Origin of the sequence: Blautia sp. TM10-2 (genome assembly GCF_003480845.1) — a bacterium.
Lineage (GTDB): Bacteria > Bacillota > Clostridia > Lachnospirales > Lachnospiraceae > Fusicatenibacter > Fusicatenibacter saccharivorans.
Genome location: NZ_QUJZ01000004.1, coordinates 140094 through 160180, shown reverse-complemented (window position 1 = coordinate 160180; position 20087 = coordinate 140094). Strand labels below are relative to the sequence as shown.

13 protein-coding genes and 2 tRNA genes are annotated in these 20087 nt (G+C 48.5%); 1 reads left to right on the top strand and 14 read right to left on the bottom strand.

Annotation, left to right across the window (positions count from 1 at the left end; translation table 11 throughout):
• Nucleotides 1-155: 155 nt before the first annotated feature.
• The 14 genes from carB to DXD92_RS05305 form a co-directional block, all read right to left on the bottom strand.
• On the bottom strand, nucleotides 156-3362 hold the full coding sequence (gene carB, locus DXD92_RS05370) for a carbamoyl-phosphate synthase large subunit (RefSeq protein ID WP_022462958.1): 3207 nt from the start codon (nucleotides 3360-3362) through the stop codon (nucleotides 156-158).
• Nucleotides 3362-4435 (bottom strand): carbamoyl phosphate synthase small subunit, encoded by a 1074-nt coding sequence (locus DXD92_RS05365; protein WP_118640264.1) that lies wholly within the window; start codon nucleotides 4433-4435, stop codon nucleotides 3362-3364. The genes carB and DXD92_RS05365 overlap by 1 nt, the downstream gene beginning before the upstream one ends.
• A 301-nt stretch (nucleotides 4436-4736) precedes the next feature.
• A tRNA-Leu gene (locus DXD92_RS05360) sits at nucleotides 4737-4820 on the bottom strand.
• A 260-nt stretch (nucleotides 4821-5080) separates the two neighbouring features.
• A tRNA-Leu gene (locus DXD92_RS05355) sits at nucleotides 5081-5164 on the bottom strand.
• A gap of 162 nt (nucleotides 5165-5326) precedes the next feature.
• Complete coding sequence (locus DXD92_RS05350) at nucleotides 5327-5785, bottom strand: signal peptidase II (RefSeq protein ID WP_022462960.1); 459 nt, start codon at nucleotides 5783-5785, stop codon at nucleotides 5327-5329.
• The gene (locus DXD92_RS05345; RefSeq protein ID WP_118640233.1) at nucleotides 5782-6273 is read right to left on the bottom strand and encodes a zinc-ribbon domain-containing protein; all 492 of its coding nucleotides are present in this window, start codon (nucleotides 6271-6273) and stop codon (nucleotides 5782-5784) included. Before DXD92_RS05345 ends, DXD92_RS05350 begins: the two co-directional genes overlap by 4 nt.
• Nucleotides 6274-6353: 80 nt before the next feature.
• Nucleotides 6354-7790, bottom strand: a complete 1437-nt coding sequence (gene clpX / locus DXD92_RS05340) for an ATP-dependent Clp protease ATP-binding subunit ClpX (protein WP_022462962.1) — start codon at nucleotides 7788-7790, stop codon at nucleotides 6354-6356.
• A 225-nt stretch (nucleotides 7791-8015) separates the two neighbouring features.
• A complete protein-coding gene (locus DXD92_RS05335; protein ID WP_118600516.1) occupies nucleotides 8016-9737 on the bottom strand; it encodes a S1C family serine protease in 1722 nt (573 codons plus the stop codon).
• Between the two features lie 145 nt (nucleotides 9738-9882).
• Entirely contained in the window at nucleotides 9883-11709 is a 1827-nt protein-coding gene (glmS, locus tag DXD92_RS05330) for a glutamine--fructose-6-phosphate transaminase (isomerizing) (RefSeq protein WP_118640232.1), read from the bottom strand.
• Between the two features lie 173 nt (nucleotides 11710-11882).
• Nucleotides 11883-12836 carry a glycosyltransferase family 2 protein gene (locus tag DXD92_RS05325; protein WP_055219399.1) on the bottom strand — a complete coding sequence of 318 codons (954 nt, stop codon included), beginning with the start codon at nucleotides 12834-12836 and terminating at the stop codon, nucleotides 11883-11885.
• A gap of 21 nt (nucleotides 12837-12857) precedes the next feature.
• Nucleotides 12858-14054, bottom strand: coding sequence for an LCP family protein (locus tag DXD92_RS05320; RefSeq protein WP_118640231.1), 1197 nt, complete (start codon nucleotides 14052-14054; stop codon nucleotides 12858-12860).
• A gap of 18 nt (nucleotides 14055-14072) precedes the next feature.
• Nucleotides 14073-15482, bottom strand: coding sequence for an undecaprenyl-phosphate glucose phosphotransferase (locus DXD92_RS05315; protein ID WP_117509226.1), 1410 nt, complete (start codon nucleotides 15480-15482; stop codon nucleotides 14073-14075).
• 150 nt (nucleotides 15483-15632) lie between these two features.
• Complete coding sequence (locus DXD92_RS05310; RefSeq protein ID WP_117509227.1) at nucleotides 15633-16607, bottom strand: glycosyltransferase family 2 protein; 975 nt, start codon at nucleotides 16605-16607, stop codon at nucleotides 15633-15635.
• A complete protein-coding gene (locus DXD92_RS05305; protein WP_055219403.1) occupies nucleotides 16595-18430 on the bottom strand; it encodes a glycosyltransferase family 2 protein in 1836 nt (611 codons plus the stop codon). Before DXD92_RS05305 ends, DXD92_RS05310 begins: the two co-directional genes overlap by 13 nt.
• Nucleotides 18431-18681: 251 nt before the next feature.
• Here DXD92_RS05305 and DXD92_RS05300 point away from each other — a divergent pair, with 251 nt between their 5' ends.
• Nucleotides 18682-19989, top strand: coding sequence for a D-alanyl-D-alanine carboxypeptidase family protein (locus tag DXD92_RS05300; protein ID WP_118640230.1), 1308 nt, complete (start codon nucleotides 18682-18684; stop codon nucleotides 19987-19989).
• Nucleotides 19990-20087 lie beyond the last annotated feature (98 nt).

Genomic DNA, 20087 nt, shown 5'->3' with positions numbered 1-20087 from the left:
CATTCTATTAAAAATCTATCATACTTATGCCAAAAACACAAGCGCGTCACGTTTTCTTTTTTGTAAAATCCATAACCCACATTCGGCCAAAAAAGCTCTCTGCCGCTTTGTTTCTGCAGCAGAGAGCTTTTCTTTGCTTTATGCTTCTATCATGCTTATCTCTTGTCGATCGTTGCGATATCAATCAGGGTCAGCTTCTTCACATCTGTATTTTCCAGACTGGTTACGAGTGCGGTTGCGGTATCCAGAGAGGTCAGTACGTTGACACCTGTCTCGATCGCGTTCCGGCGGATGACGAATCCGTCTTTGGAGTGCTCAACACCCTGGGACGGAGTATCGATGACGAGGTCGATCTTGTGGCCGAGGATCAGGTCCATCAGGTTCGGGGACGGCTGCTCGATCTTGTTGGTGCGGATCGCATTGACGCCGTTCTCGTTCAGGGCTTTCGCGGTATTTCTCGTCGCATAGATCTTGTAGCCGAGAGCCTGGAATCTCTGTGCGATCGGAACGATATCCTCTTTATCCTCATCCTTTACGGTGATGATCATGTTTTTGTATTTCGGCAGGTTGATTCCGGCGCCGAGGAATGCTTTGTAAAGAGCCTCATTGAAGGTCTTTGCAATACCAAGGCACTCACCGGTGGATTTCATCTCCGGTCCAAGGGCGATATCTGCGCCGCGGATCTTCTCGAAGGAGAATACCGGCATCTTGATGGCAATGTAATCTGCCTCTCTCTGCAGACCCGGCTCGTAGCCAAGCTCGCGGATCGTGTGGCCAAGGATGACTTTCGTTGCCAGCGGCACGATCGGGATTCCGGTTACCTTGCTGATGTACGGCACGGTACGAGAAGAACGCGGGTTGACCTCGATGACGTAAACATCCTCACCGCATACGATGAACTGGATGTTGATCATACCGATGACATGCAGGGATCTTGCCAGACGTTTCGTATACTCTACGATGGTGTCTTTTGCATGCTGGCTGATGCTCTGTGCCGGATAAACGGAGATACTGTCTCCGGAGTGAACGCCGGCGCGCTCGATGTGCTCCATGATACCAGGAATCAGGATATCGGTGCCGTCGCAGACTGCATCAACCTCGATCTCCTTGCCCTGCAGATATTTATCAACCAGGATCGGATGCTCCTGTGCGATCCGGTTGATGATGCCGATAAATTCATCGACGTCCTCATCGCTGATGGCGATCTGCATACCCTGTCCTCCAAGGACGTAGGACGGGCGGACGAGTACCGGATAGCCGAGCTCGTTGGCTGCTTTTTTCGCCTCTTCTGCAGTGAATACGGTGTGTCCCTTCGGACGCGGGATTTCACACTGCTCCAGGATCTCATCGAACAGCTCACGGTCCTCTGCGGCATCTACGTTCTCTGCAGATGTTCCAAGGATCGGCACACCCATTTTCAGGAGTGCTTCGGTCAGCTTAATCGCAGTCTGGCCGCCGAACTGTACAACGGCTCCGTCCGGATGCTCGATGTTGACGATATTTTCTACATCTTCCGGTGTCAGCGGCTCGAAATACAGTTTATCTGCGATATCGAAGTCGGTGCTGACGGTCTCCGGGTTGTTGTTGATGATGATGGTCTCATAGCCCTCTTTCTTGAATGCCCAGGTACAATGTACGGAGCAGAAGTCAAACTCGATACCCTGTCCGATACGGATCGGGCCGGAACCAAGGACGAGGACTTTCTTTCTGTCGTTTGTCTCGACAGCTTCGTTTTCGCCGCCGTATACGGAATAGTAATACGGTGTGGTTGCTGCGAACTCAGCGGCACAGGTATCTACCATCTTGTAAGCTGCGGTGATATCATACTGTTTTCTTAACGCTTTTACTTCTTCTTCGGTCTTTCCTGCCAGTTTTGCCACCAGGTAATCCGGGAACTCAAGGCGTTTTGCTTCGCGCAGCAGATCCTCATCCAGCTCTTTGGCCTGTAATGCCTGCTCCATCTCAACGAGGATAGCCAGCTTATCGATGAACCATACATCGATTTTGGTGATCTCGTGGATCTCGTCGTAGGAGATGCCCTGACGGATCGCCTCTGCGATTCTCCAGATTCTCATATCGTCTACGATGTGAAGCTCTTCGATCAGCTCGTCTTTGGACAAGTGGCTGAAGTCATAGGACATCAGGGAATCTACGTGCTGTTCCAGGGAACGGATGGCTTTCATCAGCGCGCCCTCGAAGTTGTTGCAGATACTCATAACCTCACCGGTTGCCTTCATCTGTGTGGTCAGGGTACGTTTTGCACTGATAAACTTATCGAACGGCAGACGCGGGATTTTTACAACACAGTAATCCAGCATCGGCTCGAAGCTTGCGTAGGTTTTTCCGGTAATGGCGTTCGGGATCTCATCCAGAGTGTAGCCAAGTGCGATCTTTGCAGCAACCTTTGCAATCGGATAACCGGTCGCTTTGGAAGCCAGTGCGGAAGAACGGCTGACACGCGGATTTACCTCGATAACACAGTACTCGAAGCTGTCCGGATTCAACGCATACTGTACGTTGCATCCGCCGGTGATGCCAAGCTCGGTGATGATGTTGAGTGCAGAAGTACGCAGCATCTGATACTCTTTATCTCCCAGGGTCTGGGATGGTGCTACGACAATACTGTCTCCGGTGTGAACGCCGACCGGGTCGATGTTCTCCATGTTGCAGACGGTGATGCAGTTTCCTACGCTGTCCCGCATTACCTCGTACTCGATCTCTTTCCATCCGGCGATACATCTTTCAACGAGTACTTCGCCGACACGGGAAAGACGGAGTCCGTTCGAGAGGATCTCGATCAGCTCTTCTTCGTTGTAAGCGATACCGCCGCCGCTTCCGCCGAGGGTGTAAGCCGGACGCAGTACAACCGGATAACCGATCTTGTTGGTGAAATCGATACCAGCCTGTACATCATGGACAACCAGGGATGCCGCTACCGGCTCGCCGATTTTTTCCATGGTATCTTTGAATTCCTGACGGTCCTCTGCTTTTTTGATGGTCTGTGCTGTGGTACCGATCAGGCGTACGTTGTTTTCTTTTAAGAAGCCTTTTTCTTCGAGTTCCATCGCAAGGTTCAGTCCTGCCTGGCCTCCCAGAGTCGGAAGAACGCTGTCCGGTTTTTCCTTCTGGATGAGCTGCTCTACCACTTCTACGGTCAGCGGCTCGATGTAAACGCGGTCTGCGATATCTTTATCGGTCATGATGGTTGCCGGGTTGGAGTTCAGAAGAACAACTTCCATTCCCTCTTCTTTCAGGGAACGGCACGCCTGTGTTCCTGCGTAGTCGAACTCTGCTGCCTGTCCGATGACGATCGGACCGGAACCGATAACCAGAACTTTTTTAATATTCGGATTCTTTGGCATTATTTGTTACCTCCCATCATCTCAAGGAATCGATCAAACAGGTATCCGGAATCCTGCGGGCCAGGGCATGCCTCCGGATGGAACTGTACGGTAAAGATGTTTTTGCCGACGTATTTGAGTCCCTCGTTGGTGCCGTCGTTGACGTTCACAAAGGCCGGAACTGCCACATTCGGATCCAGGGTATCGGTATCTACGACGTAGCCGTGGTTCTGGGAAGAAATGTAAACTCTTCCGGTTGCCAGATCCTTGACCGGGTGGTTTCCGCCGCGGTGGCCGTATTTCATCTTGTGGGTATCTGCGCCGGTAGCCAGTGCCATCAGCTGATGTCCAAGACAGATTGCAAAGATCGGTACATTGGAATCGTACAGTTTTTTAATCTCTTTGATAATGGATACGCACTCTTTCGGATCTCCAGGGCCGTTGGACAGCATGATTCCGTCCGGATTTGCGGTGAGGATCTCTTCTGCTGTAGTAAGCGCCGGATAAATGGTCACTTCGCATCCGCGCTCATTTAAGGAACGTGCGATGTTGTTCTTTGCGCCAAGATCCAGAAGTGCAACTTTAAAGCCTTCTCCTTTTAAAACTGATTTTTCAGAGCAGGTTACCTTTTCTACAACTTTTCCGGTATTATACGCTTTTAATTTTGGAATAATTTCATCGAGGTGATAATTTTCGTTGGTCGTGATCATACCGTTCATGGTACCTTTTTCACGAAGAATTTTGGTGAGAGCACGAGTATCGATTCCGGCGATTCCGGGAATATCGAACTTTTTCAGGAAATTCTGAATGGTGTCCTGGCAACGGAAGTTGCTGGGGAGACGGGATAATTCTCTTACAATATAGCCATCCGGCCAGGGTCTTAAGGACTCCTGATCATCATAACAAATTCCATAGTTTCCAATAAGAGGATACGTCATACATACTGCCTGTCCCGCATAGGATGGGTCAGTCAGCACTTCGAGATATCCAGTCATGGATGTATTAAATACGATTTCACTGATCACTTCTTTTTGTGAACCAATGCTGGTTCCGGTAAAGACATGCCCGTCTTCTAAGATTAGAAAAGCTTTCATCATTCCACCGTTTTCCTTTCTTTTTCGTTCGGTTTTGAGTTTGTATGAAATATGCATCTCATACTTTAATCTTTCAGATTCTATCACAACCAGGGAAACATTTCAACTATTTTTGTCGAATTACGGAAATTTCTTTTCTGGAATACTTTTGAAGTGTGTATTGGGCATAAAATGTCCTGTCGGAATTATTTTCTTTTCTGGAAAAATAAAAATACCCTGACGGAAAGTTTTCACACTTCCCATCAGGGCAATCCGAATTGGTCCACCGGACCAATTCTTGATACGCAAAGCGAAAAAATAATGCAGGAGATGGGACTTGAACCCACACGATCTTGCGACCACAGGCACCTGAAGCCTGCGCGTCTGCCAATTCCGCCACTCCTGCATTTCTTAGTTGTCTTAGCGGTTGTCCGCTTGACAAGATAGATAATAACAGCTTTCTAAAGAAAAGTCAACACTTTTTTTGAAAAAATTTTAATTTTTTTGATTTTATGAAAAATATGGATAATAGTGATAATTTTAAACAATTTTACACTGTCTGAGATTCGTCTGTTTTTCTTTCCCCGTCTGCACATCTTCTCCGCACAGAAATAAAAAGACCCTGCCGGGAAGTTTCTGCATCATTCCAGGCAGGGTAAAAAATAATGCAGGAGATGGGACTTGAACCCACACGATCTTGCGACCACAGGCACCTGAAGCCTGCGCGTCTGCCAATTCCGCCACTCCTGCATTTCTTGTCTTGCGGCTCTCATGTGCCGTTCAACAAAACATATATTACCAGATGATTCCGAATCTGTCAACAGCTTTTTTCAAATTTTTTCAAAAAATTTCAAATTTTCTTTTTTGCCCCGAAAAGCCCGCCATCCGCAGGGCTTTTCGGGAGATCCTGCATCACCTGGACTCCCGGCAGGAAATTGCCGTCAGCAGCGCAAGTCCGAAGAAAATACAGAAATCAGAAACATTGAACACAAGTCTGCGGAACTTCTCCGGTCCAAACCGGAAGCTGACATAGTCGGTCACGTAACCTCTCTTATGCCGGTCATACCAGTTCGACATGCCGCCGCCAATCGTAAGCGCAAGCCCAAGCTTCTTCGCCTTACACTTACGTCTGCCCGCCAGCGCTCCGAGACGCGCCCACAGTCCGGACAGCAAAAAGAAGGTGAGAATTTCCACCTTCTTCGTGCTGTCCGCGAAGCCGCCGCCCGCTACGCCGCGGTTATGACATTTCCGCAGGACAATATGTCCTTTGCAGACCGGGATCTGCTCATTTTCCTTTAACTCCTCTTCTGCCTTCTTTTTCAGGCATCCGTCTGCAAGGAAAACCGCTCCCGGCAGCAGGGTCCAGATCATTCCTCTTCCGGTACCTCTGCTTCTTTTTCAGGCTCTTCTTCCGGCGCTGCTGCTTCGGTTTCTTCTGCTTTTTCTTCCGGTTCTACGTGTACAAACTCGGCATCCTCCGGCTCTTCTTCCTTCTCCGGCATAGCAGCACCGCAGCGCATGCAGAAAGCTGCATCTTTCGGAACACTTGCGCCGCAGGCCGGGCATACGATGCGGCCTCTCTTGTTTGCCACGTCTTCCCTGCAGTCTGCAATCTCTTTTTCCAGATCGGTGATATCTTTGCAGATGCCGGCAAGATTCTCGTCGAATGCTTCGCCGTTCAGATAGCGGTTGTAGATGATCTGTCCGATATCCTGGTAATTCTTCTCAATCTGATCCTCAAGCGCATGCTGACGGGTGCGGATCTTCTGAATTTCTACGAATTCATCTGTTTTCTTTCCCACAGTATCCACTGTTTTTTTCAGTGTTTTACTTAAATTTCCAAAAAAATCCTCTGCCATAGTTAAAACCCTCTCTTTCTTATCTCTTATTTCAAGAAAACGCCAGTTTCACGTCTGCTCCGCTGTGTTTTCCAGTTACCTTATTTCTGCTCTAACTTTGGAACTTCCTGACCGCGCAGGAGAATCGTCGGCCCGCCGGTCTTTTCAATATAGTCTTTTGTGATGATAACCTCTCCGATGCTGCTGTCCTTTGGAATCTCATACATGATATCCAGCATGAAATCCTCGATGATCGAACGGAGTGCTCTCGCACCGGTATCTTTTTCCAGCGCTTTTCTTGCAATAGAGCGAAGTGCATCATCATCAAATTCCAGTTTCACCTCGTCGAGTTCGAGCAGTCTCTTATACTGCTTCAGGATCGCATTTTTCGGTTCTTTTAAGATCTCGACCAGCATATCCTCATTGAGACTCTCCAGCGTAAATACGATCGGCAGACGGCCAAGGAACTCCGGCACCATACCGAAAGTCCGAAGGTCTTCTAAGGTCACCTGTGACAGCAGGTTCTTATCCCCATCATACTTGTCCTTCAGATCCGCCTGGAAGCCAATGGAAGCTGTCTTGTTCAGACGCTCCTTGATGATGTCCGTCAGATCCGGGAAGGCACCGCCGCAGATAAAGAGAATGTTTCTGGTATTGACGGTCTCGAGCGGAACCATCGCATTTTTGCTGTTGGCTCCCACCGGAACTTCGATGTCGCTGCCCTCGAGGAGCTTCAGCATTCCCTGCTGTACGGCTTCTCCGCTGACGTCTCTCTGGTTTGTATTTTTCTTTTTCGCAATCTTGTCGATCTCGTCAATGAAGATGATACCGTGCTCCGCGCGCTCCACATCGTTGTCTGCGGCCGCTAAAAGCTTAGATACCACGCTTTCAATATCATCACCGATATAACCCGCTTCGGTAAGGGATGTGGCGTCCGTGATGGCAAGCGGCACATCTAAGAGGCGTGCCAGTGTCTGCACCAGATACGTTTTTCCGGAACCGGTCGGTCCGATCATCAGCATGTTGGATTTTTCGATCTCGATATTTCCGTCCTGCGGTGCAAAGACACGTTTGTAATGGTTGTAAACGGCAACCGACATGACTTTCTTTGCACGGTCCTGGCCGATAACGTATTCGTCAAGCATCGCCTTGATCCGGTGCGGCGGCGGAATGTCCTTGATGGAAAATTCTTTTGTTTTCTTCTTTTCTTCTTTTTTCTTTACCCGCTGCCGGTTCGGGATCTGGTTGGAAAGCCCGGAGAGATCGAGCATGCCGATATTCGGCATGTTGTTCATATTATTCATCATCTCATTGATCTGGCCCGGGTTCTGGTTCATGGTATCAAAGCTCTTCTGCATGCAGTCCGGGCAGATATTGATGTTTCCCGGAAGGGTAATCATCTTTCCGGCTTTGCTCTCCGGTCTGCGGCACATGAAGCAGACTTTTTCATAGGTATCTTCTGTATGATGGTCAGAGCTTTTTGTTTCCGCCTTAGTTTCGTCCGCGGTACCGTCCACTCTGTCTTTCTCTTCTGACATGATTTTTCAAATTCCTTTCTGTAATAGATCGCTTGGTCTAGCTTGATTATAGCCCAAAAGCCATAGGGTCACAAGTAAAAACTTTCTTAAAAATTACCAACTTTTTTAAGAATTTTACAAATTCAAAAAATTATATCAAAAAATGCAAAAAAAGGCGGACAGCCAGGCGTTCATATTCCTGTGCTGTCCGTCTTTTTTCTCTTAGGAAATAGTTATTTCGAGTTTTTATCTGTTGCCAAACGGATTCTGAATACCCTGGTCATTCTGATCGGAGCTTCCGGTTCCATCGTTTGTGGTTCCGTTGCTGCTTCCGCTCGTCTGCGGCATATCTGCTGCAGAGCCAAGGGTCAGCGTCAGTGTTACTTCTTTGTACTCACCGTTGTCCGCACGCTGTACGGTGACATCTACGGTCTCGCCTGCCGCATAATAGGTCAGTGTCTCTTTTAAGCCTTTGGCGTTCGAGATGCTTCTTCCATCAAACGTGGTGATAACATCGCCTTTCTTGAAGCCCGCATCGGCTGCCGGGCTGCCGTCCACAACGCTCATGATGCAGACACCGGTCGGAATACCGTAGTTCTGGGAAACATCTGCGCTGACATCCGCCATGTTGATTCCGATATAAGCGGCCTTATCATCGCTGACTTTGTATCTTGTTGTCAGGTTCATCAGGTTCTGCAGAATCGGCTCCGCTTTCGAAATCGGGATCGCAAAGCCCATGCCCTCGACCTGTGTGGAGCTGTATTTTGCTTCGTTAATGCCGATCAGCTCACCGTTCATGTTCAGAAGGGCGCCGCCGCTGTTTCCAGGGTTGATGGCTGCATCGGTCTGGATCAGTCCCTCAGAAGTAATCGTCTCGCCGGTACTCTCATCCTGACTGGAGATCGTACGGTCTTTTGCACTGATATATCCGCTCGTCAGGGACTGGCCGGTTCCCAGTGCATTTCCGATTGCCACAACCTGATCACCGACCTCAAGGTCATCGGAATTTCCCATCACGGCAATTTTGATCTGGCTCTTTGTCTCGTCCTTGATGTCGGAAAGTTTTACTGCAACAACAGCAAGGTCATTGTCCGCATCGGTACCTTTGATCTGGCCTTCTACCGTCTCATCGTCGATAAAGCTGACGGAAAGAGACGTCGCACCGCTGACAACGTGGTTGTTTGTCGCAATCAGGAGCTCATCGTCGTTCTGTCCGACAATAACTCCGGTTCCGCTTGCAGGAACTTCCTGGCTTGTGGTTCCGAAGAATGTCTCAACTTCTTCCACCGTTGTCGTAGAAATTGCTACCAGAGACGGCATCGCACTCGATGCAACATCTTTCACGGACATCTCGCCGGTTGCTTTTACGGTATCGGAGGTATCACTGCTGTCTGCTGCCGTTGTTGTGGTGGTCGTCGGAATTGTAACTTCCTGCTTCTGCTCTGTTGCTGTACCGATCACTTTCGTACCGACTGCTGCAGTCCCAATGAAAACACCGCCTGCCACGAGTCCGAAGCACGCTGCCATGGCAAGTGTCATGCCCCATTTTTTTGCGGCTGACATTGGTTTTTTCGCTTTCTTTTTGTGATCCTGCGGCTGCGGAACGGCAGAAAACTGTGGTTTTTCCTGCTTCGGAGCACTCTGTGTCTGTGACTGGTACTGATAATGTTCTGTCTTTGCAGAAGATGTCCGCTCTGCCTTTGCCTCCGACGGGTCCGGTTCTCCGGTGTAGGAAGCGCTGTTATTCTCCTCGCCGGTCTTTCCGCTGATTTTCGGATTCACCCAGCTGTAGGTTGTCGTTTTCTTTTCTTCCGCCTTCGGCGCTTCTGCGGTTTCCTGCGGTTTTTCCGTCTCTGCTGCACTCTGCTCTGCTGTCGTTTCTGCTTTTACTTCTTCTGTATGCTCTGCAGCTTTGGTTTTCTCTGCTGCCTCACCATTTATTTCTTCTTTTTTGAATTCTTCACTCATGGCTGATCCCTCTTTCTCTTTTCTATCTCAGGCACCAATACACAGTGCTCTTATTTCTTTCTTCATTTTCTACTGCCTATTGTACGTTAGAATTGTGTTGAAACTGTGATAATTTTGAAAAAAGAGGAATTTTATGCTGCGGTTTTTATTCTACCGTAACCGATTTCGCCAAGTTTCTCGGTTTATCCACATCGAGGCCTCTGCCGATCGATACGTAGTAGCCAAAGAGCTGCAGCGGAATGATCGCCAGGGAGTTTGCAAAAATCGGATTTGTCTCCGGCAGGTAAACTACGTAGTCGGCTACTTTTTCCACTTCTGTATTGCCAACGGTCGTTACCGCCATGACAAACGCGCCTCGTGTCTTCACTTCCTGAATATTGCTGATCGTTTTCTTGTAGAGCTCCGGCTGGGTCAGCACGGCTACGACAAGGCGTCCGTCCTCAATCAGGGAAATGGTTCCGTGTTTCAGCTCACCGGCTGCATACGCCTCGGAGTGGATGTAGGAAATCTCTTTCAGCTTCAGGGAGCCCTCCATCGAGATTGCATAGTCGATGCCGCGTCCGATGAAAAAGACGTGTTCTGCCGCAAGATAACGGTTGGCAAAACGCTGTACGTTCTCCTTGTGGGACAGCAGCAGGGAAATCTGCTCCGGCAGGCGCTCAAGGCTCTGGATCATCGCATCGAAGTCATTCTGTGAAACGGTTCCGCGTACTTTGGCAAACTTCATCGCCAGAAGGTACTGCGCGATAAGCTGTGTGCTGTACGCTTTCGTTGTCGCAACAGCGATCTCCGGACCGGCCCAGGTATACATGACATTGTCTGCCTCTCTTGCAATCGAACTTCCAACTACGTTTACGATGCCAAGGGTACGCACGCCCTTTTCTTTTGCAAGGCGGAGAGCCGCGAGGGTATCGGCCGTCTCACCCGACTGGCTGACGATGACCACGAGCGTATTTTCCTGCAGAATCGGATCACGGTAGCGGAATTCGCTTGCCAGATCTACCTCAACCGGGATTCTTGCCAGCTTTTCGAAGACGTATTTTGCGGTTACACCGGTGTGGTATGCAGAACCGCAGGCAACGATAAAGATTTTGCGGATCGCGCGGATCTCCTCATCGGTCATGCCGAGTTCTTCGATCACAACATCACCGTTCTTAATACGCGGCGTCAGGGTATCTTTTACGGCTTTTGGCTGCTCATGCATCTCTTTCAGCATGAAATGCTCATAGCCGCCTTTTTCTGCCGCATTCATATCCCAGTCGATGTGGGTTGCCTCTTTCTCCAGCTCCTCCTCGTCAATATTGTAGAAGTGAAGGCCATCGCGGGTCAGTTTCACGATCTCCTCATTTTCCAGAAAATAGACATCTCTTGTATATTTCAGGACAGCCGGAACATCGGATGCAATCAGGTTTCCGCTCTTACTTGTACCAACGATCAGCGGGCTGTCTTTACGGACCGCATACACCTCATCCGGATGGTCGCGGAACAGGATACCCAGTGCATACGATCCCTCCATGCGGTGCATAACCTTTGTGATCGTTGCAAGCGGATCGCCGTTATAATAGTAATCCAGCATATGGGCAATTACCTCGGTATCTGTCTCCGAAAGGAACTCATATCCTTTGGACATCAGTTTTTTCTTTAATTTCAGATAATTCTCAATAATTCCATTGTGTACAACGACAATCGAGTGGTCTTTATTGAAATGCGGATGTGCATTCAGATCGGAAGGTGCCCCATGCGTTGCCCATCTCGTATGTCCGATTCCTACGGTACCCGGAAGTGTCGCTCCATTTTGTGTCATTTCCTCAAGCACCTTCAGACGGCCCATTGCTTTCTGCATCTGAATTTTGTTTCCATCGTATACAGCAATTCCGGCCGAATCGTATCCGCGGTACTCCAGCTTTGACAATCCGTCCAGCAGCACCGGGGCAGCCTGGCAGGTTCCAATATATCCAACAATTCCACACATAGATTTTTTCCTCCTAACAGCAAAAGGCGGCACCCTTGTTCTGTTTTCAGGTTATGCCGCCTTCTAATTTCTTGTTCTTTACTTTTTTACCACGCTGCTCCGTTCTCTGTCAACCTTATGGAGCATTTCGTATTTACTTACAAAATCTTTTTATTTTTGTTTTTTACTTTCACTTATCTTCTATTTCGTTTTTTTCTTATCTTTCCGTGATATTCCCACCACGTTTTGTTTGAGGTACACCAGCGGATCACACCGTCCGGAAGGCTTTTGTATCGTTTTCCGAGGAAGTATCCCACATATTTGAATCCGCTTTGAAAAAATAACGTGACGAGCAGCCACGGCTTATGAATTTTGCAGACGTAGGATGCCGATTTTTTCACCATACGGATTCCCTCACCCTCAGACGGATACGCATCAAAGATCTCCGGATGCTGTGCCTGGGATACACCGAGGTCGAAATTGCGGTGAAGCTGTGCCAGACAACCGTAATTGTGGGAATGTACCACCTTCGCATCTGCCGCATAGGCAATCGCATAGCCCGCCTGCACAAGATGCCCGGCATAGATCATATCTTCGTTAAACAAGGTGCTTTCTACAAATCCACCCAGCTCTTCATATGTCCTGCGGTCATACATTGCACAGACATTGGAGCAGAAAAAAGTCTTAACACCAAGTTTTGGCAGATCACCGGCATCCTTGATATCACTCTCCTCCGGATAGTTAAAGCCTCTCGTAAACCGTTCCAGTGTACGGCAGTCATCCCGCGGAAGCTGCCGCGCATAGGCCGCCTTCACATGCGGCAGTGAAAATTTTTCCACCAGATGTTCCACGCACGCATTGTCGTACGGCATGGCATCCTGGGTCATAAAAAGCAGAAGATCCGCATCCGAACTTTCTGCCATCGCCCTTCTCGTTCCGCCGTGGTCAAATTCGCTTGGCCGGATATGCTCTACCATAATTTTATCCGATAACTGCTCCCACGCCGGGTTCCAGAACTTTTTCCCTGTGTTTACAACCCGGATCGACCGGATCGGGTAAGTCTGTTCCAAAAGGCGGGGCAGAAGCTCGGCGAACTCCTGCCCTGGTTTATACGTTGGTATCATAACATCAACGGTATAGAATTTCATGTCTGGTTTTCTCCCTCGTATTTAGTCGCCTGCGATCACCGAATCTGCCTCTGCACCAGGCCCCTGGTTCAGCACATAGCCGATCATATCTTCATCGTAACCGCTCTTTCTTGCAATGTAGTCGCTGTACTCTGTAACAGCCGCAGACGGTTCATACGAAAGACCCGGATACAGATATTCATGCAGCTCTCTTACATTGAACTCCAGCGTAACCGGAATTACAACATCCTCACCAATGGCATTCACTACATTTTCACCATAGCAGAGCTGGAACGGATAGGCATAGGAGGTTCCCATCGTATACGTTACCGCATGCATACCAAGTTCCAGGATTTCATTCTTGGTAAGACTGGTGCTGACATTTCCCATCACCTTGTCCAGAATTTCCGGAATCTTGGTCGGATTCTGTTTCAGCTTCTGTACCATAAGATTGATAACAATTCGCTGACGGCTGGTACGTTTTGCATCATCACCGCCGCCATAACGGATCCGCGCATAGGAGGTAGCAAGCGCACCGCTGACATGACGTACTTCGCTGTAATCATCCCCAAGGTCCTCATCATACGGAATAGCTTCATACTCTACGCCCTGTGCTTCCGATACCTCTCTGTTGTAGTTGTTTGCATGAACACACTCTGCATTTGTCATCTCGATGTCGAGACCGCCCAGGACATCAATCGCATCGGCGAGTGCCTTGAAGTTTACGGTAACGTAATCGGTCAGTGCAAAGTCAAGGTTTGTATTCAGCATGGAGAGCATACTCTCCGGGCCGCCGCGGTTGTATGCGGAATTGGCTTTGTCAAACTCATAATATTCATCGGTATATTTCGCCATATTCATCCAGGTGTCACGCATAATCGACACCATACGGATTTCCTGCTTGTCGTGATCAATACAACAGAGAATAATAGTGTCACTGTTCATGCTTTCTGCCAGCTCGGAGCCTTTCACACCTCTGGCATCCACGCCGACCAGCGCGATGACCTGTGTACCGGACATCTGTGAGAGATCGGTATTTGCCTTTACTTCACTGTTGATCTGAATCTGGGAGCTGTCCAGCGTATCCTGATTCATCTTATCCATCGAACGGTTGATCCATGCGTAGACGAACAGAATTCCGGAAAGAATCAGCAGAACGGTGATTTCAATTCCGAAAATTATTTTTCTGCGGCGCATTTTTTTGTATTTTCTGCTCTTTTTGTAATTCTTCTTCGACATCTCTTTTCCCCTTATCTTTTAGTAAGCGTTTTTATTCACAAATCCTTTGAAAAAGGTCAGGAACAGAATTTTAAAATCAAGTCCCAGCGTCCAGTTTTCAATATAATACAGATCACAGTCAATACGCTTTCGGATGGAAGTGTCTCCCCGGTATCCATTCACCTGTGCCCACCCCGTAAGACCGGGACGCACCTGATGTTTTACCATATAACGCGGGATTTCCTCCCGGAATTTTTCCACAAAGAAAGGTCGCTCCGGCCGCGGTCCGACCAGGCTCATATCTCCTTTTAAGATGTTAAAGAGCTGTGGAAGCTCATCAATGCTGGTATGGCGCATGAATTTTCCAAATCCCGTCACACGCGGGTCATTCTTCACGGTCCATGCCTTCTTTTCTTTCTCCTCCGTCTGAACTTCCATCGAACGGAACTTGTACATTTCAAACGGTTTGTTGTGCAGTCCGACGCGTGTCTGACGGTAGATCAGCGGACCCGGTGAGGTCAGCTTGATCATGATGCAGGAAAACAGCATCACCGGTGAGAACAGAATGATCGCCACGAACGCGCCGAAAATATCCACAATCCGTTTCAGCATCGCGTTGAACGTGTTGGAAAGCGGCACATAGCGGATATTGATGACAGGAAGTCCCTGCAGGTCTTCTGTGTACGGCTTTGTCGGAATGATGTTGTGGTAATCCGGCACAAACTGGGTATGTACGCCGGATTTTTCACACATGGCAACGATCTCCTCCAGGCGGAAGTATTCGTTCAGGCCAAGGGTAATGGCAATTTCATCCAGTTTGTTTTCCGGCAGAATGACTGAAAGATTGTTGATTCTTCCAAGAACCTTGACACCGCGGTACATCGTTCCCGCTTTGACATGGTCATCGAGGATTCCGCGGACGAGATAGCCCCACTCTGGGTTTGCAATGATCCGGTCAATGTATTCCTCGGTCGCACGGCTGTAGCCGACCATCAGAATCTGCTTCTGGTTGCGGCCGTGTTTCCACATATTGCTTAAGATATAGTGGATCAGATTTCTTACGATCGTTTCCAGTGTCACATTCAGCACAAAGAAGATGCAGAGCATACCACGGGAAAAGTGAACCTGGCGCACCATGTAAAGGCTGGCCAGCCAGACCAGAAATCCAACCGTATTCGCTTTTAAGATATTGGCAAATTCCAGACGTCTTCCCTGAAAACGCTTGGATGCATAGAGATTGAATGCATAGTAAAGCAGCAGATAGCCGGGCACGATATAGAGCAGTGCCATCATATACGTCGCCGGCGGCAGAATTCCCCTCTCCGGATGATTATTCATAACGCCCAGCCGCACATAGCAGTACCAGGACAGTACGTAGGAAAGTGCGAGCACCAGGGCATCGATCAGAACGTGCATCCGGTCAAAATATTTCTGATTATCGTTGATCAAATTCGTTCACCTTATCTGTTTTTTTCGGGATTTAAAAATTCCCTACCCCTAACTATACAATAAGTTCCAAAAAAGAGCAATCATATTTTTCTAACATTCTTCTTATTTCCGTAAACTTTTTAACTTTTTCGTAATCTTTTGAAAGAATCCTTATGCCCTCTCCAGAAATCTCCGGAACACATTGATAAAAAGCTCCCATTCGATGACAAAATACGTGCCGAGGCGCTTCCACTCAAAACGGATCTTTTTTGCTCTGTTTTCCGGCTTCCGGCAGATGAAAAAACCATTCTTGATTCCTGCCAGATATTCTTTTCCGTATCCCTTCGATGCAAAAAAGACCAGTTTTGCCGAAAAACCGAGGATAAAGGCCGGCAGGTTAAGCAAAATCTGTAAAACCGGCATATTTTTATAGATCAGATAAATATTGTTCCTGGAAGAATAACGGATTTTAAAGAGGTTATACCGGGAACCGCTCGTTCCGCTTCCGACGTGGTAAACCTTCGCGGACGGCTCATACCAGTTCTCGTAGCCCAAAAGCCGCGCACGATAGCCGATGTCGGTATCTTCCAGATAAGCGAAATGTTCTTCGTCAAAAAGTCCGGTCTTTTCCAGAAATTCCCGGCGGTAGATTGCTGCTCCGGCGCAGGCCGCAAAAATCCGGTCGGACGTTTCAAATTCACTGACCGGTTTTCCTTTTCCTCTTGCGAATGCCCATCCCAGCATATTATAGTAATTTCCCGCATCGTCGATTTTATCACGCTCCTGATAGGAAATCAGCTTTGCGCTGCATGCAAACGCATTCTTTCTTTTACAGATTCCCTCATAAAGGCGCTCGACAAAGTCCTGGAACACTTCGGTGTCGTTGTTTAAAAGGATCACATACGGCTCCTTCGACTGGCGGATGCCTTCGTTGACCGCACGGCTGAAGCCATAGTTATCATCGAGCTGGATGATTTTCGTCTCCGGGTAGTGTTCCCGCAGAAACGCACAGCTCTCATCCTGTGAACCATTGTCCACGAAATATGTGGTAAATTCCGTAAAGGTCTGCTTTGCAAGCGCTGCAAAGCACGTCTCCAGATACCGGTATCCATTATAATTTGGTATTACAACTGCTACTTTGTCCATGGTTTTACTCCCCTGCCGTCGGCACGCAGTCCATAGTTCCACGATGCCAGCGTTAAATTTGGATTGTAGCAGGGATCTCCTGCCTTTAACAGCCCAATCCAGCGGCTGCGCATAAATTCGATTTCCGACTGGAAGCGGCGCACCTTCTTCTCGTCATCCTCTGCTCCCCTGGATTTCGATTCATAATGGTACAGCTCCACGTGCGGATTGTATACGATTTTATAACCTGCTTTTCCAATGCGCAGGCACAGATCAACATCATTGAAAGCGACGGACAGTTCTTCTTCAAAGCCGCCGACCTCCTCAAAAACCTCTTTTTTCATCATCATGCACGCTGCTGTCACCGCACTCACATTCATCTGGAGCGATGCCTTATGCAGGTAGCCGCTTCTTCCGCGCGCCAGACCTAAAAAGGCGTGGCCCGCAATGCCGCCGATACCGATGATGATACCCGCATGCTGCACCGTGTTGTCCGGGTAATACAGCTTCGCGCCGACCGCCCCGATCTGCGGTCTTTGCAGATTGGACACCATCTTTTCCATAAAATCGGGTGTGATAATTTCCATATCGTTATTGAGAAACAGGAGATACTCTCCCTTTGCCTCTTTGACGCCGAAATTATTGATCGCAGAATAGTTAAAGCCCTGTTTTGGATACTTCAGGACACGGATGCCCTGTGCTTCGAGTTCTTTGTAATAGGAAAACGTTGCTTCCTCAGTGCTGTTGTTCTCAATAATCAGAATCTCATAGGATGGATACATGCACTTCTTCTTAATGGATTCCAGACAGGTGCGTAACGTATCGGCCTGATCCTTGTTCGGGATCAGAATCGAAACCAGAGGCGTTCCCCGCAGTTTATAATCTACATCGTAGAAGCCATAATCCGAACGCAGTGTGACGGTTCCCTCTTCGCCGCAGCGCGCAAGGTTTCCCTCAATTGCCTTTTTTCCGGCCTCATACGCGTACAGCTTGCTTGCCGGATTGTCTGCGGTGGAAGCGCTGTGGACCCTCCAGTGATATAAAACTCTCGGAATGTGTACAATTTTTCCCGCCATTTCCGTGCAGCGGAAGATATAATCATAATCCTGCGCCCCATTGTATTCCGGACGAAGGCCGCCGGTTTTCTCCGCAATCTCCCGCCGTACAACGAAGAAATGGCAGATATAATTGTTTGACCGCAGCAGATCCAGATTGAAATCCGGTTTGAAATGCGGCTGGAAATACTCGGACAGATCGGTCCGTACCTTGTCCTCATCGGTATAAAAAGCATCGATGGACGGATCTTTTTCCAGACGGATGGCAATTTCAAAGAGTGCATCCGGCGCAAGCAGATCGTCGTGATCCATAAAACCGACGAAATTTCCCGCTGCTGCGGCAAGCGCTGCATTTGTATTCTCTGCAATGCCGATATTTTCCGGAATCGGAACGTTCTTTACGCGCGGATCTTTTCCGGTATACTCTTTCAGGATGCGCGCCATCGTCTCATCCTCCGGGCTGGCATTTCCGATCACCAGTTCCCAGTTTTCATAACTCTGTTTTTCCAGGGATTCGATCATCTGACGCAGAAAAATTTCCGGCGTACGGTAAGCCGGAACAACAACGCTGATCTTCGGACAATAAGAAAATTTATGATTTTTCTGACACGCCAGGTCCTCCTCTTTTGCGCAGTACTGCTCCCGCCACGGTCCGTACGGAACCTCCTCCGGCTCCATCCTCTCCGAAAGACGGATCAGGAATTCCTTTGGGCCATAATGTTTCAGGTAACGCAGTCCCTTCTGTATGTTGTAAGGTTTCAATTTCCGTATAAAACGGAGCCATTTCATATCTGACACTTTTTTTAACTCCTTGGGGTTTTTGTTTTTCAGGTTTTTTGTTTTTTCCGTATGAACTCGTTCGCATTATACTCTATTTTACTGCATTTTGCAAATCCCGACTGAAAATATTAAGAAATTATGTGTTTCTTCCCTGCTCGCTTTATGTTATAATAATAAAAGTGTGTCTAATACATTTTAGAGAGATCCGCTGCCCGGACAGTCTTATGCAGCTGTACCCGCTGGATCAGAAGGAGTGAGTTATGATTAGAAAGAATTCTGCAGCCCGCACATTTTTATGCCTGTTGCTTGCTTTTGTTTTTGCCGCGTCCTGCCTCCCGCAGACGATTTTTGCCACAACCGATAAAAAAACAGTCACCACCTGGCCCGAAGGACCGGAAAACAATTCCGGCGCTGTCTGTTTACTCGATGCCGATACTGGTGCTGTTTTATACGATAAAAACATGGACGAGCAGCGCTATCCTGCCAGCATCACCAAGATTCTGACGGCTCTGCTGATCATTGAAAACAAGCAGATGACCGACACCGTTACCTTCGGCGAACATGCTGTCAGCGAATCCATTCCGGGAAATGCCCGCATCAACGTTCAGCTTGGCGAAACGATCACAGTGGAGGATGCTCTTCACGCGATTCTTCTTGCCTCGGCAAATGAGGTCTGCACACAGCTTGCCATCGACATTGCCGGAAGCGAGGAAGGTTTCGCCGCCATGATGAACGAACGCGCCGCTGCACTTGGTTGCACGAATACCCATTTTGTCAATGCAAACGGTCTGCCAGATCCGAACCACTACACCAGTGCACACGATATGGCACTCATTATGCAGGAGTGCATCAAAAACGAGACCTTCTGCCGCATCGAGTCCGATCTGACCTACACAATTCAGCCGACCAATATGACCTCGACACCGCGTGATCTTCAGAACCACCACGCATTGCTGTTCCAGGACGGTCAGTGGGGATACAAGGGTGCTTTCGCCGGAAAGACCGGTTATACCGATGAGGCACACAACACACTCGTTACCGCTGCCAAGCGAGGCAATATGACGCTGGTCTGCGTTGTTTTAACCTGTGATAACCTCGATTATATCAACGATACCCGTACCGTACTTGATTTCGGTTATGATAATTTTACACATTATACCCTGAAGAACGCAAAAAAGGAAAGTCTTTCCGGTGTGGTAACGCTTCCAAAGAATGCGAAAATTGAAACTGCAACCTACACCGATCCGGACGGCGCTTCCGTTGAGGAACCGTACACCCGCCAGTATTTTTTCGATGATCACTTCATCGGAACAGCCGAGGTTTCCGCTCCATGTACTGTTTCCGACAGTTCTTCGGTTTCCTCCGATTCATCAGAAGAAACCGACAGCACAGATATTCCAACACCGGAAGAAACCAAGAAAATTTCTTTTCTCTCCACACTGCTCTATATTCTGCTTGGCCTGAACGGTGTCGCTTTTCTGATTCTGATCATTGTCGTGATCAACAACGCGAGAAAGAGACGGAAACGCAGAAACAGACGCCGCAATAACCGAAACAAACGGCACTGATCTTCTAATTTATAAGCAATCAGGACCTCCCGTCCAACGGATGATCCTGATTCAAGAGTTCGACGGAAGTCGAACTTTCCTATAAGAAGTAAAGAATG